This is a genomic window from Psychrobacillus sp. FSL K6-4615 (assembly GCF_038008225.1).
Taxonomy (GTDB): domain Bacteria; phylum Bacillota; class Bacilli; order Bacillales_A; family Planococcaceae; genus Psychrobacillus; species Psychrobacillus psychrotolerans.
Genome location: NZ_JBBOYQ010000001.1, coordinates 1656878 through 1682209, shown reverse-complemented (window position 1 = coordinate 1682209; position 25332 = coordinate 1656878). Strand labels below are relative to the sequence as shown.

Sequence of the window (25332 nt, the reverse complement as noted above, 5' to 3'; positions counted from 1 at the left end):
GTATTATGATACTAGACTTGTAGTATAAAAGGTGTGTAAATATGAAAAATAGAAAGCATCAAGTATTATTGACTGCTCAAAAATTATTTATAAAAAATGGCTTCGCCGCCACTTCTGTCCAAGATATAATAAATGAAAGTAAAATATCAAAAGGTACATTTTATAACTATTTTTCGTCAAAGAACGAATGTATCATTTCTATAATTGACAACGCTAAGGAAGAAACGGATCTGAAGCGTAGGGAATTATTGATACATCAAGATATCACTAACAAAGACATATTAATACAGCAATTAATAGTCCGCATGGATGTATACAAAGAACGAAACTTAGTACCCATTTTTTTAGTTATCTTCCACTCACAAGATTCCGAGCTAAGGGATATTATCAAAAAAAATCATTACGAAGAAGTAAAATGGTTAGCCAAAAGGATAGTAGATGTGTACGGGGCAAAATCACGAAAATGCTCAGTAGATAGCGCTATCTTGTTATTAGGAATGATTCAACAGATGCAGCATCCTTGGACAGTTAAATCTAAAGAAGTTTCTACTGTCGAACTAGTTAACTATGTGATGAACCGTATGGATTCACTAATGGGAGATTTAGTGGAGTCCGATGAAGTTATTATTGACACGTTTGTTTTTAATCATTTTTATGATGAAGTTCGGATTACTAAAGAACATGTGATTCAATTAATCCAGACATTTAAAGAAACAAATGAGAAAAAATTGAAGCTACAGGAAATTGAATTGATGAACTTCATCATCGATGAACTAAAAAGTAATAACACTAGGAAGTTTCTTTTGGAAACAGTAGTAAATAGCTTTTCAAATACGATGAACAATACTGCGCAGTCACTTGAAATAAAAGAAATAGCCTCGAATATTTGGCAGGTAATTGACTCTCTTTCATAAGGAGGTTTGACATGAAAAACAAAGTAATCGAACAGTATGAAGCAGATGAAAATATAATGATCCAAATTTATGTCCAATGGTGTATAAATCATGATATTAATCCTTTAGAGCTTTATAATAGAGCATATCCCAACCAAGCTTCCAACAATGTTATTCTAGAACTAATGGAAACTACAGAGAAAAATTCAACCATTATTGATACAGATACTGTTTTGTATGTACTTCAATTATTCGGAAATGACGATCTTGCTTATGTAGTTTCAGAAGAGGATAAAAAGTAACTTAAGGAGCTGAACCAATGGGTTCAGCTCCTTTATCTATTCCTCTGGTATATACTTTCGTGATTTTTCTAATAAGATCTGCTGACTATCTACTTCGCATTCCGTTTTGTCTTTATAGTGATATTTTCCATTTTGATCTTGGACTCGCGCTTTAACGTTGTCTCGTAATTCTAAATCTAAAATTTCCATTACTCTCTTTTTAATAGAAGGAGATAATACTGGAAATAATATCTCTACGCGCTTTACCATATTTCTAGTCATCATATCCGCTGAGGATAGATATAATCGCGATGCTCCATTACGATAAAACCAGTAAATTCTAGAATGTTCTAAAAATCTTCCAACTATACTCGTCACATTTATATTCTCACTAACTCCTGGAACTTTAGGTAACAAACAACAAGTTCCCCTAACTATTAAATCAATTTTCACTCCAACAGAAGAGGCTTCGTATAACTTTAATATTAAATCTTTATCAGTAAGGGAATTCATCTTTAGTTTTATATGTCCATTATGAAAAGCCTTATGGTACTCTATCTCCTCATCTATTAAACTAATGAATTTGTCTCGAATATCAAATGGTGAAACGACTAATTTATCATAGTTAGGTTTGTCGGTATATCCACTGAGGAAATTAAAAAATTGGGTGGCATCTGAACCAATTTTTTTGTTTGCCGTAATAATTCCCATATCAGTATATGTTCTTGCAGTTTGATCATTATAATTTCCTGTACCGAGATGGACATATTGCTCAATTCTATTGTTCCTTCTTCGAACAACTAATGTTATTTTGGAATGCGTTTTTAAATTATGCATGCCGTAAATTACGAGACACCCTGCTTTTTCTAGCTCCTTTGCCCACTGCACATTATTTTCTTCATCAAAACGAGCTTTTAACTCTACTAACACAGTCACCTGTTTACCATTTTCTGCAGCACGCTTTAAAGCAAGAATTACAGGAGAATTCCCACTAACACGGTACAAAGTTTGCTTGATAGCCAATACGGAGGGATCGTCAGCTGCCTTTTCGATGAAATCTATGATTGGCTGAAAAGATTCATAGGGATGATGAAAAAATAAATCTTGTTTTTGAACCTTTGCAAAAACATCTTCATCACTAGCTATGTCTAGTGGTGGTTGTGGTATAAAAGGTTCATAGAATAAGTGCATATGCTTCCCTTTAAAAATTTTAATGAAGGAAAACAAAAAAGTTACATCTAATGGGCCATCTACTTTATAGACATCCTCTGGTTGAATTTCTAGCTCGTCCAGCAAGTAATTTAATAACTTAGGCTTTATTTCACTTACTTTTACTTCTAATCGACTAACTGCGCCCCACTTTCGTTTTTTCAATTCTTTTTCTATCTCAATTAATAAATCTCGCGCCCCCTCTTCATGGAGAGTTAAATCTGCATTACGTGTTATTCTGAAAGGGTTCGCATGCTTCACATGGTACCCATGAAAAAGCTTGGAAATATGTTCAATAATGACATCTTCAAGCAGGACAGCTACAAATGAACCATCAACTGTAGAAACTTGGATAAAACGCTTTAGAACAGACGGCACTTGTACAATGGCAATCTTATTTTGTTCCACTAAATCATATTGATTGTCTTCAATCATGACTAAAATATTCATTGTTTTACTCAACAATATAGGAAATGGACGGTATGCATCTACCGCGATCGGTGTTAAAACAGGAAAAATTTCTTCTTCAAATAATTTCTGCAGTTCCTTCTTTTGAGCGGTAGTTAGTTCACTATATTTAACTAAAGAAATCCCTTTCTTTGGGAGTTGTTTTTCAATTAGTTCTTTATAAATTTTCATTTGCCTAGAGACTAATTGTTTTGTAATAGATGCAATACGATTTAACTGTTCTTTTGGTGTCAACCCTGCTTTGTTTTCAGGTTTATTGAATCCTGCACGAACCTGATCTTGTAATCCTGCTACACGAACCATAAAAAACTCATCTAAATTGGAACTAAATATAGCCAAAAACTTCATCCGCTCTAAAAGAGGATTCGACTCATCTTCCGCTTCTTCGAGAACTCGCTCGTTAAAAGCTAGCCAGCTGATTTCTCTGTTATTATAATAGGCATAGTCATTAAAAGGATGTTTTTCTACAGTCTTATTAGTCATCACTCAATTTCCTCCATGTCTAAAAACTTCAACTCCACTTCTACATGAACTATTTTCTCTAAATGTTTTTTCAGTTTTTCAGCTTGGTATTGTTCTAAAATATTATTTCCAACAACTAAAAATATAAATTCAATTTTATCCATGGATCTTTTAATGGAAACATTCTTAATATGAGATCTTCCAAGGACGTCCATCCCTTTCGTAAAACGGATTAATGCACCAATATCCCGAAGTTGCTTACTTTCCGTACTATTAATAGTATGTGGATAGAGGTCTATATATTGTTTAAAGGTATCTTTATTTTTGTACGATGCAAGTAAGGCTAATTTCAAGCGATCCTTGTTTGAAATCCCATCTATTGTTAAATTAGTTAACAGATAAAAAGTATGCTGACTAGATGCCTCCTGATCAATTTGCTTTCCAATATGAAATAGTTGGTAGGCATATTGAAGTAACGCATCATTTTGCATTGGGGTAATATAACCCCATTGTCCAAATTTGTTATATATCGAAGAAAATATTTCATATAGATGAAGTGATATATGTTCATCAACATGAAATTTCCCTAACACATGCCGAACAGCATTTTTTGTTACACTATTAACGTTAAAATCACCTGGAAAATATTTTATAAGCTGAGCGTAAATTACCCCTTCCCTCAGTCCTTTTTTGCTATATATAAAGACCATACTTTGTACCACTTCCATAAATACGCGAAAAGTTTCTAAAGCAGGTACAATAATATCCGCTCGATCACTGGATAAGCCATCTATTTTCTTTAACCCCTCTAAAGATGATTGGGTGAATTTATAACTTATTTCCTGCAAATCCACTGTGCTTAACTCGTATTGGTGAGTTCCATGCAACGAATTTTTTTTTCTTTCCTGATCTACTTGTGCTATATTACGTGCGCTGCCCCCAATAGCAATGATGGGCACTTGCAAATTATGTAACCATTCAAGCGATTGAAATTGTTCTCTAACAAATTCTATTAGGGATATTTTTTCCTCTGTTGTCATAAAACCGTTCGTTATAAATCTCTTTTTTAATGAAACTGCTCCAAATGGGAAACTATGCGAAAACTTCATTTCTTTGTTTTCAAAGTATGTAACTTCCGTACTTCCTCCACCCATATCGATCGTTACAGCTGTGGGGATACTAGTAGAATGTATTACTGCTAAATAACCATAATATGCTTCTTCTTTAGCAGATATTATAGTTACTTTTATGTCTGTTTGTTGTTTAACCTTGGTTATGATAGTTTCACGATTTTCCGCTTGCCTAACAGCCGCAGTAGCAGCAGCAAATACATCGGTTACTGATAAATCATCTAAAATTTTTTTGAAATTAAATAATGTTTCTATTAAAAGGTGAATACCTTCTTCACTTAAATTTCCAAATGTATCAATATGCATACTTAAGCGTGCTACCGTTTTATAATTATAATGTTCTACTAACCCCTCTTTACTGCTATAACTAAAAACTACTAGACGTATAGAATTGGAACCGATATCTATTATTGCTTTTTGTTCACTAATAGGTTTCATAAAATCTACTCCTTTATATAAAGTTTATTCCTTATTTCTCCTCTTCAATATTAATAATGTAAATTTAAGTTATTTTTCTGAATTATTTATACTCCCCTTTATTTATTTGATGTACAATAATTTATAACAAGGCTTGGAGGGATGAATATATTGAAAAAATTCACAAAAGAAGAGAATAGCTGGTCTCTTTATGATTGGGGCTCTTCTGCCTATTCAATCACTATTACTACAGCTGTTTTCCCTATCTTTTACAAAGCATCCGCAACAGCTGGGGGGGTTGATGCAGCAGATTCCACAGCATATCTCGGATATACAATTGCTATTTTTACTTTTATACTTGCCTTGATAGGACCAATTCTAGGAACAATCGCAGATTATCGTGGGATGAAAAAGAAATTTTTCACTTTTTTCTTTGTATTAGGAGTTACATTTACTACGATGTTAGCATTTGTGCCTTTTGATAACTGGCTATTATTATTAATCTTTTATACCCTTGCCGCACTCGGTGCAACTGGAGCAAACGTCTTCTATGACGGCTTTATTGTTGACGTCACAACCAATGAACGGATGCATAAAGTCTCTTCACGTGGATATAGCCTTGGTTATATTGGGTCCACTATCCCATTTTTACTTAGTATTGTCATTATTTTATTGGCTCAGAGAGAAATTATCCCTATTTCGTCGACAAATGCTAGTCGAATTGCATTTGTAATAACAGCGGTCTGGTGGGTTATATTTTCTATCCCAATGTTCAAAAATGTGAAGCAAATTCATTTTGTGGAGAAAGAAGGAAATTTAATCGTTGAAAGTTTTAAACGATTAGGAAACACCTTCAAAGAAATTAGACAATATCGCACTGTATTTTTGTTTTTACTAGCATACTTTTTTTATATTGATGGAGTTGGTACGATTATTTCCATGTCTACAGCTTATGGATCTGATTTAGGATTGAGTGCAACAAGTTTACTTATAGTCCTATTTGCCACCCAAGTTGTCGCTGGACCTTTTGCACTTTTATATGGGAAATTAGCTTCTAAATTTACGGAAAAGAAAATGCTATATGTGGGGATCATTGTTTATATTATTGTATGTAGTTATGCATTTTTCTTAGATACTATAGTTGACTTCTGGATCTTAGCAATGCTTGTCGCCACTTCTCAAGGCGGTATTCAAGCCCTTAGTAGATCCTATTTCGCTAAAATAGTTCCAAAAGAAAATTCCAATGAGTTTTTCGGATTTTATAATATCTTTGGTAAATTTGCATCTATTATGGGACCGCTATTAGTAGCTATTACTGCACAAGTAACAGGAAACTCTTCCTACGGAGTATTTAGTCTGATAATACTATTCATTATTGGCTTTATCATTCTAACAAAAGTTCCAGAACCAAAAACTGCACCTCCTGTGGATCAAATCGTAAACAGTTAGGCTGTTAAGGCATACTAGAATCTAGTATGCCTTTTATCCTGATGCTATTTAACATGAAGCTGTCCTGTTATCAAACGTCGTTTAGTCCATATTAATGTAAAGATTAAAAACAACTCAAATGCATTCGTCACTGCTCCACTTTCTATATTAAGAGGTACGGCACTTCCAATAGTCATAACTATGGCACCTATAAAGAAAATCGGCCATTTTGTTTTTTTCCATACGATTGCACTCGCTACAATAAGAATAAGTGTTACAAATAACACCATAATTGGCGGGCCTGTCGCTTCCTCCACATTCGAATAGCTGACGACACCATATTCCTTCACCACTTCAATTTCCAATCCAACAACCTCTACTGAAAATTCAAAAACCATTAAACCAATCGTATAAATAATACCTACTATAACTAACCATTTTTTCTTTGCCCATTCAATTCCACTTTCTCGTAGTGTTCCTATTGAATACATTACAAGTAGTGGGGTTATTAAAGCGTGCAAGCAAAAACGAGAGAAGTTTAAGCTTTCCAATAATTCTCCTTCGCCAATCCACTTGCCTGTTGCTAGTATCAAATTATCATAAATCAGTGGGAGTATAACTATATAAATAACACTGCTCCATTTGGCCAACTCTTGCTTTCTTATACCATATAATCCCCATATCAATAATGCCGTATATAAAAATGTATAAAGAAAATATAAAAACGTATCCATTCAATCGTCCTCCTTTCTATTCCATTCCCATATTCCAAAAATTTTAATCAGAAAATTAAAAAACCAAGCAAAAATCGCCTGTCCTTTAACGTCATATCCTGATTCTTTCGTTTTCTAGGAGCCTTTTAGGATAACAAGAGAAAGTTACTTTCATGTCTTATTTCATAAATTTTTCCTATCTCTTTTAGTTTCGCTTTCTTATAGTATTACTCAATATGTCAAAAAAACCTGCACTAAAAACGTATTGTTTTAGTTGCAGGTTTTATAATTATTCTATTGTTTTCCAAAAGTATTAGGCATCACTACAGCAAGAACTTCACCGCGAGCGCATAGTTCTTCTCCCGCAAACACTTCTGTTATTACCTTGAATTTCTTTGGATGAATTTCTTCTACTTTGCCAACTGCTTTAAGCGTAACTTTTTGAGGTGTTGGCTTTAGGAAATCGACATGAAGTGAGCCAGTTACGAAACGAGGCGGCGTTTCTCCACTTCCTGGTTCAAACCCATTTTTTCGATGTAATGCGAGTGAAGCAGAGCCAGTTCCATGACAGTCTACCAGTGCCCCTATTAGTCCCCCGTATACAAAGCCAGGTATAGCAATATGTTCTTCCTTCGGTTCATATATAGTTACTGTCTGTTCCCCATCCCAGGCAGTACGGAAATGATGCCCATCTTTGTTCATCCTTCCACAACCGTAACACCAAGCAAAATCCTCTGGGTACTCATCTTGAATAGCGCGAATTTTTTCTACCATTATAACTCCCCCTTTAGAAAACCATACAAAAAAGCTACCCGTACGTCAATACAGATAGCGAGATTCTATTAATAGATGTCCACTCTGCGATCCTGAAAAACAGGGATCCTCTTTCTAACTTCATCCACTTCATCTAAGTTAATATCTACTAGACCGATTGTTTCTTCCTCTGCTCCAAGCCAAAGAACTTCACCCCACGGCGCAATTACCATCGAGTTTCCATTAAACGAATTGTTCAGATCTTCTCCAACTCGATTTACTGCTACGATGAAACACTGATTTTCAATCGCACGAGCCTGCAATAATATTTTCCAATGATCTATTCTTCCAGCTGGCCACTGTGCCGGTACAAATATAACTTTAGCTCCAGCCAATGAATGTGTTCGGAACCACTCCGGAAAACGTAAATCATAACAAATAACGCCGCCCATATCGACATCATTTAACGTAAAGATATTTTTGTCTGTTCCCGCCTCTAGATAAAGATGCTCATCCATTAATTTAAACAAATGTGCTTTATCATATTCAGCTATTACCTCACCAATATTATTCACGACATACATCGTGTTAAAGAAATGATTACCTCTTTTCGTAGAAACGGATCCGCCAATGATATGAATATGTAATTCTTTAGCTAATCGCGTGAGGAGACTTTTAGTATCTTCGCCGTTTACATCGGCTATTTCTTCAAGATTCGTTAAATCATAACCCGTATTCCACATTTCAGGTAATACAACGATTTCTGCATTCAGCATCGCAGCTTTTCGCACCTTTTCTTCTACTTTTCTAAAGTTTTCCTTCGGATCCCCAAAAGCTATATTTAACTGAACACATGCAATTCTCATTTTGACACTCCTAAAGACATAATTATTAAAAGGTTATAAGATTTGACGGATAAATGCAACTATTCTTGTAAATCAAACAATGAATTCGTTGCTTTATTTAATATTCCCCTTTCTCCATAAAAGTCCGTATTTCTTCTATCTCTCCTTTTAATCTTTTATCCGCAGAGTCTAAAGATTGTTTGTTATCTACTTTGCTAATGAGACCTTCCACCAACGTATCTAGTAATCGTTCATCATCACTGAGTTCTCCATCACTTAGCTTTGAGTCATACTTTTCTTTGTATTCATTAAAAGTTTCCCATTCTTCGCTTGTCGGCTCTCTGTCCATTTCTAATGAGGTTTCAATAGTAGTAAGCACCTGCTCAACATCTCCATGCATTTCTGCTTTAATATTCTCGTTAACGGATCCACATGCTGTTACTAGTAAGGTTAATGTAAGAAGTATTAATAATCGTTTCATATGACAACCCCCTTCTTTTGAAAATTGTAATCTGCCATGGAATTGCACTATGCACGGGGTGCAATTCTGGACTTACGTTTAATTTTAAACGTATTAATAAAACACCTAGACTATGTGCCTAAGTGCTTTATTGGTGTACTTGGAAGGTCAATATTGCAACAGATAATATATTACATAGAACCATCCGAAGAAACCATGAATAATCGCCCACAGTATCGACTTGTTAACTGTCCATGAGATAACTATCGCTAATACTACTCCAAATCCAATTCCGCCAGATGTTACCGACCTCTGTCTAATCGCACCCATCCTATCCTTTTGGCAGTCCTATCTATTAATATATTCCTCGTAGGCAACACCTTATGCCAAGACACGCAAAATCATCCGTAATACTTTTTTATGTAGCTTTTAGTATCTCTTTAATCGATTTTTTGTGAAATAAGGAAGGGAATTATTTAAAAAGTGGGCGTAAGTGACATCAAGGCAATCTTTTGGAGCTCTAATTTGATGGTTAGTTGGAATATTGGTACGTTTAGTTGGAATTTTAGGCTTTCTAGTTGGAATTATTATCGTCATGCTAGTTGGAAAAATGTAATACAGGAAAAAGATGTCCAGTCCTACACGTCCAAGCATGAAAAAAGATTCACATTTTAAAAATCAATAACTATAAAAACCAACCAATACATAGACAAGCTATTTATTTTTGTTAGAATAAAAATACAAATGCAACTTTTTAGAAAACGAGGTTTTGTACATGGAATTTTCAAACCGTTTAAACAATCTACCTTCTCAGTTCTTTGCTACACTTGTCAAAAAAGTGGGAGATGCAGTTCTAGAGGGTCGAGATGTGATTAATTTAGGACAAGGTAATCCTGATCAACCCACTCCCCCACATATTGTGCAAGCAGTCCAAGAAGCGGCCGCTAATCCACTAAATCATAAGTATAGTCCCTTTCGTGGAACGGGGGATTTTAAAAAAGCAGCATCCAATTTTTATAAACGGGAATATAATGTAGATATTGACCCTGAAACGGAAGTGGCAATTTTATTTGGAACGAAAATTGGGTTAGTAGAGCTCCCATTAGCTTTGATGAATGAGCATGAGTTAATGTTACTTCCAGACCCTGGTTATCCTGATTATTTATCGGGAGTAGGATTGGCAAATGTCGAGTTTAATACTATGCCATTACTGGGGGAAAATAATTTCCTGCCGGATTATAGCTCATTAACAGAACAACAAAAACAACAAGCAAAACTTATGTACTTAAATTATCCAAATAACCCTACGGGCGCTATCGCTAATTTAGACTTTTTCCAAGAAACTGTTACATTGGCAAAAGAAAATGATATTGCTATTGTTCATGATTTTGCATATGGAGGAATAGGTTTTGACGGTGTGAAGCCAGTAAGCTTCTTACAAGCTGATGGAGCAAAAGACGTTGGTATCGAAATGTACACACTGTCCAAAACTTATAATATGGCTGGTTGGCGCGTTGGTTTTGCAGTTGGAAACTCTAAAATCATTGAAGCTATTAATATTATTCAAGACCACTTATTTGTTAGTATCTTCCCTGCTGTTCAAGATGCTGCAACTGTTGCTTTGAACGGTAGCCAAGCATGTGTAAAGGAACTGGTTGGTCTATATGAAGGCAGACGGAATGCTTTAGTCGAAGCTTGTACTAGCATTGGATGGAAGGTGACTGCACCGAAAGGCTCCTTCTTTGCTTGGCTACCAGTCCCTGATAATTATACGAGTGAAGCTTTTGCAGATTTATTGCTACAAGAAGCTGACGTAGCGGTTGCTGCTGGTAATGGATTTGGGTCATCCGGCGAAGGATTTGTTCGAGTAGGATTGTTAGTGGATGAAGACCGATTGAAAGAAGCAATTACAAGGATCGGAAAGCTTAATTTATTTGGCTATGTTAAAGGAAAAGGTTGATTTGAAATGCACATAAAAAAATGAGCTGGAATATATCTCCACGCTCATTTTACTTTGGAGTATGTTTTTACTAAAACACCCGTTTGTTTAAGGTATTTATTCACATAGAACTATCCAAAATAGTTCTATGTATGCAAGTTCTAATAATCTAACTGCTTTAAGCTCAATAATAAACCATCATCTGTAATCTTTTTAACCTTAAATGAATTTAACTTTCTGTCAATTTTTTTATCCGTTTTATCTGCATTACTGAATGAATTTCTTACTGCATCTATTGCATAATTAAGAATTGATAACACACCTGCACTTCCTAATGCCACTCCTATACTTTCGTTCTCTGGAAGATGAGTATCCATAATCTTTCTTACTTCTTTATAATAGTCTCCTTTAATAAGAATATATTCAGATTTTGCCTCTAAACCTGCTAATAACTCAGTTCGATTATGTGCTTCATAAGCTTCTATACCATTCACTTTGTACATAAAAAATCCCCCTTTCAAGTGTCATAATAATAATTTACGAATATAAACAAACTAAAGTTCCGCTTTTTTCTAATTTTATTTATTCGACTAAACCGCTGCGTTAGTTTAAGTGTAACACTTTTAACATAGCTATTTATTTTAACAAAAATGCCGCCCATTAAATGAGGCGGCATTTTCTAATTATGTTAAAGCTGATTAGGTTTATATTTTTTCTTTTCTACCGGATAAAACTGAGTTGCTCCTGTTTCTTCATCAAACTTTCGTTGAAAATCCATACCAATAGTTTCTGCCAACACTAAATCTACTGTAATAACAGGATTTTCCCCTTTCATAAAATGACCACCAAAAATATTGCCATATTGGTCACAGATTGTCCCATGGAAATGTGTTTCGAACTGTCCATCTCTTTGACAGACAACTCCCGTCCCTTGCAAAAACTCGATTGGTCCCTCTTTGACAACGAGGTTATTGTACCATACACCTATGGGTGAATCTTGGTTTGGTATCAAATAAACAAATCCACTTCTTTGAAAACTTCCAAAACAACTAAGAATTGTAGCAGAATTAATTCCATTTACTTTACACAATTCCTCTATTCCTTCTAGCAAATCAGTTCCATATACTAAACGCGCTCCTACTACCTTTCCTAGCTGACCTACTGCAAAGTTTGCTCTTACTCTTGACAACGCTTACACACCCTTTTTGTATAATTATTTATTTTTATTAAACATATACTATTTCGAATGTTATACGCAACTACAAAAAAGTAGGTTGACTTTAATAAGTTGATGTAGTAAATTATATTTTATGAACTGTTGAAAAACTTAATAACTGATATCTCTTATCAAGAGTAGCTGAGGGACTGGCCCTATGAAGCTCGGCAACCATCCACCTAATAATCTATGTGGAAAGGTGCTAAATCCAGCAAAACAATTTTGTTTTGATAGATAAGAGAGGACTAACGTATGTATGCGCCTCTCTTTCTTTTGAAAGAGGGGCTTTTATATTTATACAACGTTCTGAATAATTATTTGGAGGAATGGAAAATGAAGAAATTTGGATTTTTATTGTCAACGGTACTTTTATCAGGAGCGCTTGTAGCTTGTGGAGATGATGCAACTTCAGAAACTAAAGCGATTAATGAGGACAAAATAGTAGTGGGAGTAACTGCTGGGCCACATGAACAAATTGTAGAAGTGGCTGCTAAAGTGGCTGCTAAGGACGGATTAGAAGTTGAGCTTAGAGTTTTCTCTGACTATATTTTACCTAATACAGCCTTATCGGAAGAGGATTTAGATGCAAATAGCTATCAGCATGAGCCATTCCTAGATACGTTTAACGAAGACCATGGCACAGATTTAGTTCCTGTAGGAAAAACGATATTAAATCCAATGGGTGTCTATTCAGACAAATATGATTCTATAGATGACCTGCCAGATGGAGCAACTTTTGGTATACCAAACGATCCAACAAATGGCGCTCGTGCATTATATATTTTAGAAGAAAATGGCTTTATCAAAATTAAAAAAGATAAAAGAGAATCAGCAAGTATTTATGACATTGAAGAAAACCCAAAAAACCTAGAATTTATTGAACTAGAAGCTGCTCAAATCCCGAAACAACTGAGTGAAGTAGATGCAGCTGCCATCAATACAAACTTTGCACTTGATGCAGGTATTAGTCCAAAAGAGGATTCCATATTACTAGAATCTTCCAATTCTCCTTACGTGAACTATATTGTAGTCCGTGCAGAAAACAAAGATGATCCGACAATCCAAAAGTTTATCAAAGCATATCAATCGGAAGAAGTTAAAAAATTCATCGAAGAAGAGTTTAAAGGTTCAGTTTTACCTAGCTGGGACGAATAATGGAGTCATAAACGTTACCGACTTCGGTAGCGTTTTCTTTAAAAAGAAAGGAAGATCGTGAAATGATTGTATTAGAAAATGTCTCGAAAGAGTTTAATAGTAAAAGTGGAACTGTAAATGCAGTAAAACAAGTCAATATACGGGTAAATCAAGGAGAAATCCACGGTGTTATAGGATATAGTGGTGCTGGAAAAAGCACACTAATTCGTTGTGTAAATTTACTGGAAAAACCTACAGAAGGTAAAGTTTTCATAAACGGCGTCGAACTTACTTCCTTACCCCTCCCTAAATTGCGTAAAACTCGCAATAAAGTTGGCATGATATTTCAAGGATTTAACCTACTTAAAACAGCAACGGTTTATGATAATATCGCCATTCCACTAAAGCTACTCGGCTATAACAAAGACGAGGTAAAAAAACGGGTGGAGCAATATTTAGACATAGTTGGTTTAACTGACAAGCATACAAATTATCCTAACCAGTTATCAGGCGGACAAAAGCAACGTGTTGCTATCGCTCGCGCACTTGCTCAGGAACCTGAAGTATTGCTTAGTGATGAAGCAACCAGTGCACTGGATCCAGAAACAACTGATTCCATCTTAGATTTGCTACTAAAGATCAATCGTGAATTAGGAATTACTATACTCTTAATCACGCATGAAATGAATGTCATTCAAAAAATTTGCGATCATGTATATGTCATGGAAAATGGAGTTATCGTGGAACAGGATACAGCTATCAATCTATTTACGAAGCCTACCCACCCTACTACCAAAAAGTTTTTAAATACAATTAGCCAACGGAATTTATCCAATTCATTGATTGCTCAGTTGAATGTTACTGGCGCAGTCACTCGTTTAACATTTGTAGGGGAAAGTACTGGAAAACCGTTATTGGCAGAAGTTAGTCAAAAATTTAATGTTCAGCCAAACATTTTAACTGCTAATATTATCGAATTGAAGAATGGCATTGTCGGAAATATAGTCGTTCACTTAATTGGCGACAAAGAACAAGTGAAAAACGCTATTAACTATCTAGAAGCACAAGGTGTAGCAACGGAAGAATTGGAGGGACATTCTCATGAGTAGAACAGATCAATTTGTAGAGCAATGGCTACCGATTATTGGTGAATCTGTTGTAGAAACATTTCAAATGGTTAGTATTTCCCTTTTCTTCTCTGTACTAATCGGGATTCCATTAGGTATTTTAATCGTTTTAACTAGACCTGGTCAGGCATTGGCAAATAAGTTTATTTATCAATTAACTAATTTAATCATAAATATTGTACGTTCTATCCCGTTCATTATTTTACTATTCTTCATCTTGCCATTTACAAAACTCATCGTTGGAACAACTATTGGTGTGCAAGGAGTTATCGTGCCATTAGTCATTTATACAGCACCATATATTGCTAGACTAATGGAATCTGCCCTACTTGAAGTGGAGAACGGTGTTATTGAGGCATATACAGCAATGGGGATTAGTACAGGTGCCATCATTTGGAATGTCTTACTTCGTGAAGCTCGCCCTTCTATCGTTTTAGGGTTAACCATTTCAACGGTAAGTTTGATTGGAGCTACTGCAATGGCTGGAATGGTCGGAGCAGGTGGTTTAGGCGACTTGGCATATCGTTTCGGACATTTGCGCTATGAAGTAGATGTTATGTATGCAACAGTAGTCATTTTAATCATCCTTGTCCAAAGTATTCAATCTATCGGAAACCGTATTGCAGCGAATATTAAAAAAGACTAGTAGGAGGGTTACGAATGACAAATCTATTATATGTTGAGCGCAGTGAATCTATCGCAACAGTTGTTTTTAACAGATCAGACAAGAAGAATTCATTCTCACTGGCTATGTTTAAACAGTTAGGTGAATTATTGACTGAACTGGAGAAGGATTCAAAAGTTAAATTATTAATCCTTAAAGGAGTAGATGAAACTGCATTCTCTTCTGGTGCAGATATAACAGAGTTTCTAGAAAATCGTTTCTCTGCTCAAAAAGCAAAAGATTATAATGATGCAACTCTTGAATCTATTGAGAAATTATATCGTTTCCCTAAACCTACTATTGCCCTTATTAAAACATTAGCTATAGGCGGGGGATTAGAACTTGCAAATTCCTGTGACTTCCGATTCGCCTCTTCTGGTAGCAAGCTTGGGATAACCGCTGCAAACATTGGCATTATTTATAATCTCGTTAGTACGAAGCGCTTGGTAAATCTTATCGGTCCTACGAAAGCAAAGGAATTATTGTATACCGCTAAGCTAATCACAGCCGAAGAAGGAAAAGAAATTGGCTTAGTCGATTATATTTATCCATTGGGAGAAATTGAGGAAAAGTGTCTTGAATTCGCTCGTCAAATTATTCGTAAGTCTTCTGTTGCCAACAACGGGATTAAACAAGTAATTCAAGCAATTATTGATGGCGACAACGAAGAAACAGAAGAAATTGAAAAGCTAATTTTAGAATCTTTCAGCTCCGATGACTATAAAGAAGGCATTGAAGCGTTTTTAGAAAAAAGAAAACCAAATTTTTCATAAGAGGTGAACTTTGATATGTCTACGAATGATTTATTATTAAAAAGTATCGAAGCAAGTAAGCATTACCCAATAAATTTTACCGAATTGGAAGCTGCTGCAAAACAAGCATTAGAACCCGGTCCGTTTGGTTATATTCGTTCTTCTGCTGGTGGAGAAGAAACCTACAGGAAAAATACAGATTCCTTTTATAAGTATTCAATCATCCCCCGCTTTTTAACGGATGTGTCTACTTTAAATACAGAAGTAACGATTCTTGGACATACATATCCCCACCCCCTCTTTATAGCTCCTGTTGGAGTCAATAAAATAGCCCATGAAGACGGCGAATTGGCGGTTTCTAAAGCTGCGGCAAAATTTGGATTCCCGTATATTCAAAGTACCGTGTCTAGCTATTCTATTGAAGAAATTGCCGCTGAAACAAAGGGAAGTTCAAAATGGTTCCAATTATATTGGTCCTCTCAACAGAAGGAAGTTTCCTTTAGTATGGTAAGAAGAGCAGAAGCTGCAGGTTATAAAGCAATTGTACTTACAGTTGATACGACGATGCTTGGATGGCGTGAGGAAGATATTCGCAATCAGTACTCTCCGTTAAAACGCGGTTTCGGACAAGGTAATTATGTGTCTGATCCAGTATTCATGTCCGCACTGAGCGATCATTCTCAAGAAACTATCGTCCATAAAATTATTGAAAATATATACCATCCTACTTTAAACTGGACGAATATCTCGGAGTTACGTGAACATACAACACTACCAATTCTAATAAAAGGAATACTTCATCCGGAAGATGCTAAACTTGCCGTGGAAAAAGGAATAGATGGAATTATCGTTTCTAATCATGGGGGGCGCCAGTTAGATGGTGTTATTGCGAGTATCGATGCCCTTCCAGCAGTAGTTCAAGCAGTGAATGGACGAATCCCTATTTTGTTTGATAGTGGAATTAGAAGAGGTTCTGATGCAGTAAAAGCTTTAGCACTTGGAGCAACCGCAGTTTGCATAGGTCGTCCAGTAATATGGGGATTAGCCAGTGGCGGTCAGGAAGGCGTGGAACGCGTGTTAGAAAACTTCCTACAAGAAACTAGAGTTTCTATCTCCTTGAGTGGTGCGCGGAATCTAGAAGAAGTACAAAACCTACAGTTATTTAAGGATTAAGGATTTTATAAGGTGGTAGATTGGTGATGGAACAAGCATTAAAAGGAATGAAAGTAGTTGATCTATCTCAAGTTCTCGCTGGACCCTATTGCACCATGGTTTTAGCTGATATGGGTGCAGAAGTTATAAAAGTGGAAAAATTCCCAAATGGGGACGACACTCGAAGTATGGGTCCTTACATAAATGAAGAAAGCTATATGTATATGATGGTCAATCGGAACAAACGCGGAATATGCCTTAATTTAAAAACAGACAAAGGTCTTGAGGTATTATATAAACTTATTAAAGAAGCGGATGTTTTTATAGAAAATTATCGACCGGGAGTTACGAAAAAACTCGGCATTGATTATGACACGCTGAAAGCTTTAAATCCCGCTTTGATTTATTGTTCTATATCTGGTTATGGTCAAACAGGCCCGTATAAAGACAAAGGCGGCTATGATATTATGGCGCAAGGTCTTTCTGGTCTGATTGACATGACCGGAGAAAAAAATGGGAAACCTGTCAAAGTTGGAATCGCTATTCATGATATAGCTGCTGCTCAAACGGCCATTCAATCTATTTTGTCTGCCTATATTTATCGACTTAAAAAAGGGACTGGTCAATATATTGATGTCTCCCTTGTAGATTCTGGTCTTGCATGGACTGTGTGGGAAGCCGCAGCATATTTTGGCAAAGGTGAAGTGCCTCAAAGAAATGGAACAGCACATCGTGTTTCTGCTCCCTATCAAGGATTTAAAACACAGGATGGTTTTATCCTTATTGGTGCAGGCAATCAGAAACTCTGGGAAAAGTTTTGTTTACAAGTAGTCCATAAACCACAATGGCTTACAGATGAACGTTTTTTAACAAATAGTATTCGAGCAACTAACGCTAGCCAACTCGAGATGGAGATTGAGAAGGTTCTATGCAAACACCCCTCCTCCTACTGGCTAGACTTGCTAGATACATCGGGCGTACCTTCTGGACCCATCTATTCTTACGATCAAGCTTTAAATGATGAACATATTCTATCGAGAGAAATGATAGTAGATTACGAACATCCTGTAGCAGGTTCAATGAAAACACTAGGGTTTCCAGCTAAGTTTTCCGAAACACCAGGTCAATTTAGAACTCCCGCTCCCCTCCTTGGACAGCATAACAAAGAAATACTCACGGAACTTGGATACAACGAACAGGAAACACAGTCATTGCTATCCTCCAAGGTTATCAATAACTAACGTTGGGCCTATCCCATTAAAAAGACCAATTGCACGGAGCAATTGGTCTTTTTAGTGGTAGATTTACATATTAGCCATTAGTCTTTTAGCAATAGCTTCATATTCATCCGGTCCTATTCCAGGTGCAAATTCTTCCGGGAGTGATCTTAAATCAGGAATATCATATCCTTTTGGACTTCCTTCTTTCACAATTAGCTTCTCACCACTCATAGGATTGTTACCTTTCCAAATCTGATTTATATCCTTGTAATCCCCTACATTATTCCACGTAAATAATACATTTCCATACCCTTGCTCTTCATACTTTCTTGCAGTATCAAAAACACGGTTGTCGAGGTTAGGAATCGGAAGCATTTTCGTCACATCTACCCCTGTTGCTATTTCAATCGCTTTTGCATATGCCAAAACATGCGTTCCTCCGCGCACAAGTAAATAGCCGATCATTTCTCGAGCCGTAGGATGATCCGTCATTTCATACACGCGCATTTTGTGTGTTCTAGCACCACATTCTAAAAAGAAGTTATGCAGTAAATCTAACACTAAGTTGCCACTAGAAAATACATAATCACCTCTCCAAGGATTCCCCATAGAATCTCCTGCCAATGAAGTTTGAGCATTTGCTATAAAAGCATACGTATTTCGTTTATCGATAGCATCTTGAAGAGGGGAACTGTTTGGATCACCAGTAAAAGAAGAATTTTTATTTAACAAGTTAATTGTATTTGATACAAGTTCCACATGACCAAACTCTTCGGCAGTAATACTTGCTACTAAATCATAAAATGGTTTTAATTTCTTTCTACCACGGAAATTAAAGGATTGATACATATAGTTATTTAACGTCGACATTTCCCCAAATTTCCCGCCGAGTAACTCTTGAACTGCCGATGCAGCATTTGCATCGCCATATTCAACTCTAGGTAGATCAATTAATAACTTATCCACTCGTTGAAACAAATAACATGCTCCTCTTTTTTTATTTAGTAGGTGAAATCCACACTATTTGCTGTATTCTAATGTAAAATGGAGTTCCACTTACATCTAATACTAGATGATCAGGTGCAATACCTTTAAGTATACCTTGCATGGTACTTCTAGTTGTTTGAATAGCAATCATTTTGTCCTTTAATCCTTTAGCTGCCTGGTAAACATAACCTTCAAATTGACTTACAAATTCGACCGTTCCCTGTGGCTTGTCGTTCATGGTCTATCCATCCTTTCCTAACAATCTTACTAGTGTATGACATAAGGTTTTATATGGTTACGAGAACATGCTATGATGGACTAAGACGTTTAGATAAGTTGGGTGATAATGATTAAGAGAATATTAGTAACAGGTTATAAAGCACATGAATTGGGAATATTTAATGATACTCATGATGGGATTCCTATCATAAAAAAAGCAATAGAAACACAACTTCGTGTTTTGTTGGAGGAAGGTTTAGAGTGGGTAATATTAGGTGGTCAACAAGGTATAGAAACTTGGACTGCCGAGTTAATCCTAGTGCTTAAAGATGAGTATCCGCAGTTAAAGTTTGCCATAATTACCCCATTTTTAGAACAGGAAAAAAATTGGAATGAACAAAAGAAAGAAAAGTATGAGAGCCTATTAAGGCAAGCTGATTATCAGACAAGTGTCACAAAAAAACCGTATGAAGCTCCCTGGCAGTTTATAGAGCGAAATAAATTCGTTGTTCGTAATACCGATGGAATGTTAATAATTTACGACGAAGAAAATGAGGGCTCTCCAAAGTTCATCAAAAAATTAGCAGAGCAATATGCGGAAAAAAATGATTACCGAGTAATTACCATAGATGCATATGATCTTCAATTAATAGCAGAAGAAATAGCAGAAGAAGGAAGGAACCAATTTCTATGATTACAAACAAACTAACTAAAAAGATCGAAGAAGCTACAAACAATGAAATAACATTAACAATGGAGGAAAAAGATTTTGCAGAAAAAAACCTTTTACTTCCTGAAGGATTAAATATTCTTCCACAAGACTTATTTAACCATGCAATTATCGAAAGGTACAATAAAGAAACAGATGAGTTAATAGCTAAAGAGCCCACCTCATTTTTACAAACACCTGCTTCCTATCTTAAAGACAATATGCAAGAATATGTTTATTTAGAAGCTAATATGTTGGATGTTGTAAGCGTAGATGCGATTGCAGTTGAATATGATGAAGTGTTTGAAGTTTACACAGCAATGTTTGGTTTATTTATCCAAAAAAAATATACAGCAGAAATCAGAGCATTTTTAGATGAGCATTACAATTCAGAGAAGATGCAATATAGTATAATGTTCGCAGGTAACGAAGGTTTATGGGAAATTAATTTACCGATAAATTATATAAAAGGATTCGATGGTTCCTTTACTATGGAAGAAGTTTATCAATTATTATACTCATTAATCTTTAAATTAATGACGAATATTAAATAAGTTTTGATCCGCAATCCCAATAGAATGATATTGGGATTGTTTTTATTTTTTTATAGCTTGCATATTTGATGACTTTTTACTCAAACTACAAAGGATGTTCCATCAAAAGTTTCTACAAGGAGGAAAATTGGAATGACACAAAATCCATTTGGACAAGGTCAAGGTCAAACGCATCAAAATATGCAAACTGGTAATATCTCACAAAATATGAATCATGGTGGTCATGAGGTATTTGACGTCCATGAAGTTTTAGGGACTGTTATTTCCGGATTAAATTTAAAAGTACTTCTACGTCCCCATGTAAAAGACCAGGAACTGCTAAGTATTTTAGACCGTCAATATGCATTTGCATTAGACGAATATAATATTACCGTTGAATGCTTTAAAACAGGTGCAGATCCTTCCCATCCAACTACTAGCTATAAAATGCAGACTGGAAATGACTTCATATATGGGATAAAACCTTCCCAACCTAAAAAGCCAATTCAATCTGCCAATGAACTTTCAGACGAACTGATTTCTGGATACCTTCTTGGTGCCGCTAAAGCTTCCGCAACTATTAAAACTACCGCTGCACTTGAAACAACTAATCCTGTTGTTCGCCGAGTACTTGCAGATTCCATTCCAAATTGTATTGAAATGGCTTATGAGCTCTCTATTTATCAAAACAAGCACCATTATTACCAAGTACCTCAGTTGGATCAACAAAGTATGCAAGCTCTGACGAATTCATATGCCCCTGCACAAGGAAATATGATGAGCTAAATAACAAATTTCGCCCCATGAGATTGGGGCGATTTTTTGTTTGTTCATGTATAATAATTTTATGAATTATTAATGGAGAAAAGGGTGAAATTTATGCGAGTAGCTATTTTTGATTTTGATGGTACTATCTATGCGGAAGAAACATTCACACTACTAATGAAACATTTAAAAGAACACCCTACTTATCATTCCTCATACAAACGTTTTTATCGCGCTATTGTTCCACCGTACATAGCAAATAAGTTAAAGTTATATCCGGACAACAAAATGAAAAAGCGTTCCATGCAATTATATTTAGAGGCATTTAATGGACTGACAAAACAAGAAATGGATATCTATTTTAGTGAAATTAAAGCTACTATGCAGCAAGATTTCAACGCAAAAGTATTAGAAAGACTCAAACGTCACCAGGAAGAGAATATTCATATATTACTAGTATCTGGTGCGTATACGCAGTTTTTAGAAAGTGTGACGGATGGTCTCGTGTTCAATCAGATTATTGGAACCGATATATTTTATAAGGACGACAAAGTTTACACAAAGAATGCAATCAACCATGTAAACGGACAGCAAAAAACGTTGAAGGTTTATGAAGCTTTGGATGGTCATCAAATAGATTGGGAAAATAGTTATGCATATGGAGATAGCTTTTCAGACATGCCTGTATTAGAGCTTGTAGGAAATCCAGTTGCTGTTAGACCAGAGGAAAAGCTCAGAAGCCTAGCAAATGCACGCGGTTGGGAAGTAATGGACTGAGTGCATTAGGAAATTTAATAAATTGTTGGACGACATTTCGGCAGGCTATTCGACCGATTGTCCCTTCTACCAAAAACGACCTAGTCTCCATACCGAGACTAGGTCGTATTATTAAGTAAGTCGGACATTCACATTCTTTGAATATAAGTAAGATTTTATTTCTCCAATTGTGTAGTCTCCGTAGTGAATCATGGATGCTACTAAAGCCGCATCAGCTTTACCGTCAGAGAAGACTTCTTCGATATGTTCGATCTTCCCTGCCCCACCTGAAGCGATAATAGGAATATTAACTTTTTCCGATAATAACTTGATCAGCGCTACATCATAACCGTTTTTCATGCCGTCCTTATGGATACTTGTGCAAATAATTTCTCCAGCACCTAAGTCAGCTGCTTGCTGCGCCCACTCCACAACATCCATTCCTGTTTTCTCATGACCAGAATGTGTATAAACTTCCCATCTAATAATTTCTTGGTCATCATTATAGATTGGCATGGCATCTAAGCCTAATACGACGCATTGTTTACCATAAATATCTGCTGCTTCCTTCAGTAACTCTGGGCGCATTACTGCCGCCGAGTTGACTCCAACTTTGTCTGCCCCAGCCCGCAGTAAATTTTTAAAGTCATCTACTGTGCGCACCCCTCCGATAACGGAAAATGGAATATTTACTTGTTCGGCCACCCGTTGGATCCATTCCAATTTTACATCTTGGTTTTTTAAAGAAGCGGTCGTATCAAGATAGATTAATTCATCCGCACCATCTTCCGTATACTTTTTACCAAGTTCGGCAGGATCACCAATAATAGTAGGATTTCTAAATTGAATATACTTCACTGCTTGATCATTTAGTACATCGATGGCTGGTACAATTCGTTTTCTTAACATCTTATTTATCTCCTTGCTTACAGTAGTTATCTAAAAGTTGGATGCCGTATTTACCACTTTTTTCTGGATGAAATTGTACGCCCATTACTTGTGAATTACCAATAACGGAAGCGAAATTTATACCATAATTTGTCTCTCCTAAAATATCTTCCCGATTTTCCGGCATAGCAAAATAAGAATGCACAAAGTAAAAGTCTGTTTCATCTGGAATATCTTCAAAAAGAAAATGATTTTGTACATCTGTCACTTGGTTCCAACCCATATGGGGAATTTTCTCCGATTCATCGGTAAATTCAGGTACACTGCCTTTTAGAAATCCGAGGCAATCCATATTTCCTTCCTCGCTCTTTTCTAATAAAAGCTGCATCCCAAGACAGATACCAAGTAATGGAATACCATCTGAAACTCTTCCTTTTAAATAATCACTTAAACCGCTCCGATCCAACACATCCATCGCCACTTTTGCATTTCCAACGCCAGGCAGGATAAGCTTGGTAATTTCATCGGTATGATCACTAGCTTTTGTAATAAGTTTTGTTTCATAGCCAAGCTGCTTGATCGCTTTTAACACACTATGTAAATTCCCTGCACCATAATCTATAATACCAATCATGTTATTGCCTCCATATTCGTTATGTAACTATTATGACATCTTATGACCAAAAACGGAACAAAAACTTTAGTTCACTAGCACGGTAAAAACCGATCATGAGACAATGACCGGTTTTTTACTAACATATTCATTTACTCGTTTAGCTACTTCTTGACCTTCTTTGATAGCCCAAACAATTAAACTTTGACCTCTTCTAGCATCGCCAGCTGTAAAGATTCCCTCTACATTTGTTTGATAATCTTTAGAAGATGCAGCAATCTTTTTATTGGTCATTTGTACCCCAAATTGGTCCGCCAAAGTAGTTTCTGCTCCTTCGAAGCCAATAGCAACAAATACAAACTGAGCAGGCCATATCTTTTCTGTACCTGGCACTTCTTTAAAAAAGTAGAAGCCGTCTTCTCCAAGAACTTTCTCCATTCGAATCGTATGCAGTTCTTTTAAATGACCATTCGTATCTGCAACGATTTTCTTCGTTTGAATTAAATACTCTCTTGGATCTTTTCCAAACTTAGCATCTGCCTCTTCATAAGCATATTCCAGTTTAAAAATAGACGGGTCCGTCGGCCATTGATTATCATCTGCTCGTGTTAATGGCAATTGAGGGTGCTTCCCAAATTGAACTACACTTCGACATTTTTGTCGTAGGGCTGTCGCCACACAGTCTGCTCCCGTATCTCCACCACCAATTACGATTACATCTTTCCCTTTCGTTTTGATGAACTGATTATCCTTAAAATCTGAATCCAATAGACTCTTTGTAGTCGTCGTTAGATATTCCATCGCAAGATGTATCCCTTTAGAGTCACTGCCCTCCATATGAAGCACACGTTGTTTTTGCGCTCCTATACATAAGATTACGGCATCGAACTGTGCTTTTAGCTGGTCTGCGGAAATATCTTTACCTACCTCCGTGTTTAGGACAAAATCTATACCTTCTTGCTGGAGTAACTGAATTCGACGCTCCACTATATCTTTTTCCAGCTTCATATTCGGAATTCCATACATAAGAAGACCTCCCGCTCGATCAGCTCTCTCGAAAATGGTAACGGAATGTCCCGCCTGATTGAGGTCATCTGCACTGGCAAGACCAGCAGGCCCTGAGCCGATAATAGCTATTTTCTTTCCAGTTCTCGTTAATGGGATTCTTGGTACGATCCACCCATTTTCAAATCCTTTATCAATAATAGTACGCTCAATATTCTTGATGGAAACTGCTGGATCCGAAATAGCTAAAGTACATGACCCTTCGCATGGTGCCGGACAAACTCTCCCAGTAAACTCCGGGAAATTATTAGTCATCAGCAATCTTTCTAATGCTTCTTCCCATTTCCCTTTATATACTAAATCATTCCACTCTGGAATAAGGTTATTTATAGGACAACCGGAAGTTGCCCCCCTAACCTCAATACCCATATGACAAAATGGAGTTCCACAGTCCATACATCTTGCCCCTTGTTTTTGTAAGGACACATCCGATAGTTTAGAAGAATATTCCTTCCAATTATTTATACGTTTGAGAGGGGCCACCTCTTTACCTTTTTCACGCTCATATTCCATAAACCCTGTAGGTTTTCCCAT

General features: G+C 36.2%; 28 protein-coding genes and 1 riboswitch. Of the genes, 15 read left to right on the top strand and 13 right to left on the bottom strand.

Features of this window, described 5'->3' with window-relative positions:
* The first annotated feature begins 41 nt into the window (after positions 1–41).
* Together MKX53_RS08100 and MKX53_RS08095 are read left to right on the top strand one after the other, a co-directional pair.
* On the top strand, positions 42–914 hold the full coding sequence (locus MKX53_RS08100; RefSeq protein WP_093534488.1) for a TetR/AcrR family transcriptional regulator: 873 nt from the start codon (positions 42–44) through the stop codon (positions 912–914).
* A gap of 11 nt (positions 915–925) precedes the next feature.
* Positions 926–1195, top strand: a complete 270-nt coding sequence (locus tag MKX53_RS08095; RefSeq protein WP_340910495.1) for a hypothetical protein — start codon at positions 926–928, stop codon at positions 1193–1195.
* 36 nt (positions 1196–1231) lie between these two features.
* On the opposite strand, the gene MKX53_RS08090 is transcribed toward MKX53_RS08095, so the two are convergent.
* Entirely contained in the window at positions 1232–3334 is a 2103-nt protein-coding gene (locus MKX53_RS08090) for an RNA degradosome polyphosphate kinase (protein WP_340913294.1), read from the bottom strand.
* Positions 3334–4881: a Ppx/GppA family phosphatase gene (locus tag MKX53_RS08085; RefSeq protein WP_340910493.1), complete on the bottom strand. Its 1548-nt coding sequence runs from the start codon at positions 4879–4881 to the stop codon at positions 3334–3336. The genes MKX53_RS08090 and MKX53_RS08085 overlap by 1 nt, the downstream gene beginning before the upstream one ends.
* A 147-nt stretch (positions 4882–5028) precedes the next feature.
* Between MKX53_RS08085 and MKX53_RS08080 the strand changes: the two genes are divergently transcribed.
* Positions 5029–6309 (top strand): MFS transporter, encoded by a 1281-nt coding sequence (locus tag MKX53_RS08080; protein WP_340764437.1) that lies wholly within the window; start codon positions 5029–5031, stop codon positions 6307–6309.
* 44 nt (positions 6310–6353) lie between these two features.
* On the opposite strand, the gene MKX53_RS08075 is transcribed toward MKX53_RS08080, so the two are convergent.
* The 4 genes from MKX53_RS08075 to MKX53_RS08060 form a co-directional block, all read right to left on the bottom strand.
* Positions 6354–7022, bottom strand: a complete 669-nt coding sequence (locus MKX53_RS08075; RefSeq protein WP_340762185.1) for a phospholipid phosphatase — start codon at positions 7020–7022, stop codon at positions 6354–6356.
* Between the two features lie 273 nt (positions 7023–7295).
* Entirely contained in the window at positions 7296–7775 is a 480-nt protein-coding gene (locus MKX53_RS08070) for a PaaI family thioesterase (protein ID WP_340910490.1), read from the bottom strand.
* 68 nt (positions 7776–7843) lie between these two features.
* A complete protein-coding gene (locus tag MKX53_RS08065; RefSeq protein ID WP_340910488.1) occupies positions 7844–8620 on the bottom strand; it encodes a carbon-nitrogen family hydrolase in 777 nt (258 codons plus the stop codon).
* A gap of 97 nt (positions 8621–8717) precedes the next feature.
* Positions 8718–9080: a hypothetical protein gene (locus MKX53_RS08060; protein ID WP_093534504.1), complete on the bottom strand. Its 363-nt coding sequence runs from the start codon at positions 9078–9080 to the stop codon at positions 8718–8720.
* A gap of 507 nt (positions 9081–9587) precedes the next feature.
* Between MKX53_RS08060 and MKX53_RS08055 the strand changes: the two genes are divergently transcribed.
* Positions 9588–9734 (top strand): hypothetical protein, encoded by a 147-nt coding sequence (locus MKX53_RS08055; protein ID WP_340910486.1) that lies wholly within the window; start codon positions 9588–9590, stop codon positions 9732–9734.
* 100 nt (positions 9735–9834) lie between these two features.
* Positions 9835–11019, top strand: coding sequence for a pyridoxal phosphate-dependent aminotransferase (locus MKX53_RS08050; protein ID WP_340910484.1), 1185 nt, complete (start codon positions 9835–9837; stop codon positions 11017–11019).
* A gap of 140 nt (positions 11020–11159) precedes the next feature.
* On the opposite strand, the gene MKX53_RS08045 is transcribed toward MKX53_RS08050, so the two are convergent.
* Positions 11160–11501, bottom strand: a complete 342-nt coding sequence (locus tag MKX53_RS08045) for a hypothetical protein (protein WP_340910482.1) — start codon at positions 11499–11501, stop codon at positions 11160–11162.
* Positions 11502–11686: 185 nt separating this feature from the next.
* Entirely contained in the window at positions 11687–12187 is a 501-nt protein-coding gene (locus MKX53_RS08040; protein ID WP_340910480.1) for a PPC domain-containing DNA-binding protein, read from the bottom strand.
* 152 nt (positions 12188–12339) lie between these two features.
* Positions 12340–12455: riboswitch (SAM riboswitch) on the top strand.
* A gap of 92 nt (positions 12456–12547) precedes the next feature.
* Between MKX53_RS08040 and MKX53_RS08035 the strand changes: the two genes are divergently transcribed.
* The 6 genes from MKX53_RS08035 (at position 12548) to MKX53_RS08010 (ending at position 18284) form a co-directional block, all read left to right on the top strand.
* Positions 12548–13369, top strand: coding sequence for a MetQ/NlpA family ABC transporter substrate-binding protein (locus tag MKX53_RS08035; protein ID WP_340910477.1), 822 nt, complete (start codon positions 12548–12550; stop codon positions 13367–13369).
* A 62-nt stretch (positions 13370–13431) separates the two neighbouring features.
* A complete protein-coding gene (locus tag MKX53_RS08030) occupies positions 13432–14457 on the top strand; it encodes a methionine ABC transporter ATP-binding protein (RefSeq protein WP_340910475.1) in 1026 nt (341 codons plus the stop codon).
* Entirely contained in the window at positions 14450–15121 is a 672-nt protein-coding gene (locus tag MKX53_RS08025) for a methionine ABC transporter permease (protein ID WP_093534516.1), read from the top strand. The genes MKX53_RS08030 and MKX53_RS08025 overlap by 8 nt, the downstream gene beginning before the upstream one ends.
* 14 nt (positions 15122–15135) lie before the next feature.
* On the top strand, positions 15136–15912 hold the full coding sequence (locus tag MKX53_RS08020; protein ID WP_340910473.1) for an enoyl-CoA hydratase/isomerase family protein: 777 nt from the start codon (positions 15136–15138) through the stop codon (positions 15910–15912).
* 15 nt (positions 15913–15927) lie between these two features.
* Positions 15928–17064: an alpha-hydroxy-acid oxidizing protein gene (locus MKX53_RS08015; protein ID WP_340910469.1), complete on the top strand. Its 1137-nt coding sequence runs from the start codon at positions 15928–15930 to the stop codon at positions 17062–17064.
* A 26-nt stretch (positions 17065–17090) separates the two neighbouring features.
* A complete protein-coding gene (locus MKX53_RS08010; RefSeq protein WP_340910466.1) occupies positions 17091–18284 on the top strand; it encodes a CaiB/BaiF CoA transferase family protein in 1194 nt (397 codons plus the stop codon).
* A 63-nt stretch (positions 18285–18347) separates the two neighbouring features.
* On the opposite strand, the gene MKX53_RS08005 is transcribed toward MKX53_RS08010, so the two are convergent.
* The gene (locus tag MKX53_RS08005) at positions 18348–19241 is read right to left on the bottom strand and encodes a manganese catalase family protein (RefSeq protein ID WP_340910463.1); all 894 of its coding nucleotides are present in this window, start codon (positions 19239–19241) and stop codon (positions 18348–18350) included.
* A gap of 19 nt (positions 19242–19260) precedes the next feature.
* Positions 19261–19488 (bottom strand): YuzF family protein, encoded by a 228-nt coding sequence (locus MKX53_RS08000; protein ID WP_093534524.1) that lies wholly within the window; start codon positions 19486–19488, stop codon positions 19261–19263.
* Between the two features lie 108 nt (positions 19489–19596).
* Between MKX53_RS08000 and MKX53_RS07995 the strand changes: the two genes are divergently transcribed.
* From MKX53_RS07995 to MKX53_RS07980, 4 genes are all read left to right on the top strand, one after another.
* A complete protein-coding gene (locus MKX53_RS07995) occupies positions 19597–20163 on the top strand; it encodes a DUF1273 domain-containing protein (protein ID WP_340762166.1) in 567 nt (188 codons plus the stop codon).
* The gene (locus MKX53_RS07990; protein WP_340910461.1) at positions 20160–20732 is read left to right on the top strand and encodes a branched-chain amino acid aminotransferase; all 573 of its coding nucleotides are present in this window, start codon (positions 20160–20162) and stop codon (positions 20730–20732) included. Before MKX53_RS07995 ends, MKX53_RS07990 begins: the two co-directional genes overlap by 4 nt.
* A gap of 132 nt (positions 20733–20864) precedes the next feature.
* Positions 20865–21497: a spore coat protein gene (locus MKX53_RS07985; RefSeq protein WP_093534530.1), complete on the top strand. Its 633-nt coding sequence runs from the start codon at positions 20865–20867 to the stop codon at positions 21495–21497.
* A 93-nt stretch (positions 21498–21590) separates the two neighbouring features.
* The gene (locus MKX53_RS07980; protein ID WP_340913292.1) at positions 21591–22253 is read left to right on the top strand and encodes an HAD family hydrolase; all 663 of its coding nucleotides are present in this window, start codon (positions 21591–21593) and stop codon (positions 22251–22253) included.
* A gap of 111 nt (positions 22254–22364) precedes the next feature.
* Here the strand turns inward: MKX53_RS07980 and hisF are convergent, their stop codons facing one another.
* From hisF to gltD, 3 genes are all read right to left on the bottom strand, one after another.
* Positions 22365–23141 (bottom strand): imidazole glycerol phosphate synthase subunit HisF, encoded by a 777-nt coding sequence (hisF, locus tag MKX53_RS07975; RefSeq protein WP_340910458.1) that lies wholly within the window; start codon positions 23139–23141, stop codon positions 22365–22367.
* A 1-nt stretch (position 23142) separates the two neighbouring features.
* Entirely contained in the window at positions 23143–23754 is a 612-nt protein-coding gene (hisH, locus tag MKX53_RS07970) for an imidazole glycerol phosphate synthase subunit HisH (RefSeq protein ID WP_340910456.1), read from the bottom strand.
* Positions 23755–23847: 93 nt separating this feature from the next.
* On the bottom strand, positions 23848–25332 hold the full coding sequence (gltD, locus tag MKX53_RS07965; protein WP_340910453.1) for a glutamate synthase small subunit: 1485 nt from the start codon (positions 25330–25332) through the stop codon (positions 23848–23850).

Excerpts from the sequence above, each read along its gene's own strand:
- MKX53_RS08100 (WP_093534488.1), top strand. The coding sequence starts at position 42 with ATGAAAAATAGAAAGCATCAAGTATTATTGACTGCTCAAAAATTATTT.
- MKX53_RS08095 (WP_340910495.1), top strand. The coding sequence starts at position 926 with ATGAAAAACAAAGTAATCGAACAGTATGAAGCAGATGAAAATATAATG.
- MKX53_RS08090 (WP_340913294.1), bottom strand. The coding sequence starts at position 3,334 with ATGACTAATAAGACTGTAGAAAAACATCCTTTTAATGACTATGCCTAT.
- MKX53_RS08085 (WP_340910493.1), bottom strand. The coding sequence starts at position 4,881 with ATGAAACCTATTAGTGAACAAAAAGCAATAATAGATATCGGTTCCAAT.
- MKX53_RS08075 (WP_340762185.1), bottom strand. The coding sequence starts at position 7,022 with ATGGATACGTTTTTATATTTTCTTTATACATTTTTATATACGGCATTA.
- MKX53_RS08070 (WP_340910490.1), bottom strand. The coding sequence starts at position 7,775 with ATGGTAGAAAAAATTCGCGCTATTCAAGATGAGTACCCAGAGGATTTT.
- MKX53_RS08065 (WP_340910488.1), bottom strand. The coding sequence starts at position 8,620 with ATGAGAATTGCATGTGTTCAGTTAAATATAGCTTTTGGGGATCCGAAG.
- MKX53_RS08060 (WP_093534504.1), bottom strand. The coding sequence starts at position 9,080 with ATGAAACGATTATTAATACTTCTTACATTAACCTTACTAGTAACAGCA.
- MKX53_RS08055 (WP_340910486.1), top strand. The coding sequence starts at position 9,588 with ATGGTTAGTTGGAATATTGGTACGTTTAGTTGGAATTTTAGGCTTTCT.
- MKX53_RS08050 (WP_340910484.1), top strand. The coding sequence starts at position 9,835 with ATGGAATTTTCAAACCGTTTAAACAATCTACCTTCTCAGTTCTTTGCT.
- MKX53_RS08045 (WP_340910482.1), bottom strand. The coding sequence starts at position 11,501 with ATGTACAAAGTGAATGGTATAGAAGCTTATGAAGCACATAATCGAACT.
- MKX53_RS08035 (WP_340910477.1), top strand. The coding sequence starts at position 12,548 with ATGAAGAAATTTGGATTTTTATTGTCAACGGTACTTTTATCAGGAGCG.
- MKX53_RS08030 (WP_340910475.1), top strand. The coding sequence starts at position 13,432 with ATGATTGTATTAGAAAATGTCTCGAAAGAGTTTAATAGTAAAAGTGGA.
- MKX53_RS08025 (WP_093534516.1), top strand. The coding sequence starts at position 14,450 with ATGAGTAGAACAGATCAATTTGTAGAGCAATGGCTACCGATTATTGGT.
- MKX53_RS08020 (WP_340910473.1), top strand. The coding sequence starts at position 15,136 with ATGACAAATCTATTATATGTTGAGCGCAGTGAATCTATCGCAACAGTT.
- MKX53_RS08015 (WP_340910469.1), top strand. The coding sequence starts at position 15,928 with ATGTCTACGAATGATTTATTATTAAAAAGTATCGAAGCAAGTAAGCAT.
- MKX53_RS08010 (WP_340910466.1), top strand. The coding sequence starts at position 17,091 with ATGGAACAAGCATTAAAAGGAATGAAAGTAGTTGATCTATCTCAAGTT.
- MKX53_RS08000 (WP_093534524.1), bottom strand. The coding sequence starts at position 19,488 with ATGAACGACAAGCCACAGGGAACGGTCGAATTTGTAAGTCAATTTGAA.
- MKX53_RS07995 (WP_340762166.1), top strand. The coding sequence starts at position 19,597 with ATGATTAAGAGAATATTAGTAACAGGTTATAAAGCACATGAATTGGGA.
- MKX53_RS07990 (WP_340910461.1), top strand. The coding sequence starts at position 20,160 with ATGATTACAAACAAACTAACTAAAAAGATCGAAGAAGCTACAAACAAT.
- MKX53_RS07985 (WP_093534530.1), top strand. The coding sequence starts at position 20,865 with ATGACACAAAATCCATTTGGACAAGGTCAAGGTCAAACGCATCAAAAT.
- MKX53_RS07980 (WP_340913292.1), top strand. The coding sequence starts at position 21,591 with ATGCGAGTAGCTATTTTTGATTTTGATGGTACTATCTATGCGGAAGAA.
- hisF (WP_340910458.1), bottom strand. The coding sequence starts at position 23,141 with ATGTTAAGAAAACGAATTGTACCAGCCATCGATGTACTAAATGATCAA.
- hisH (WP_340910456.1), bottom strand. The coding sequence starts at position 23,754 with ATGATTGGTATTATAGATTATGGTGCAGGGAATTTACATAGTGTGTTA.
- gltD (WP_340910453.1), bottom strand. The coding sequence starts at position 25,332 with ATGGGAAAACCTACAGGGTTTATGGAATATGAGCGTGAAAAAGGTAAA.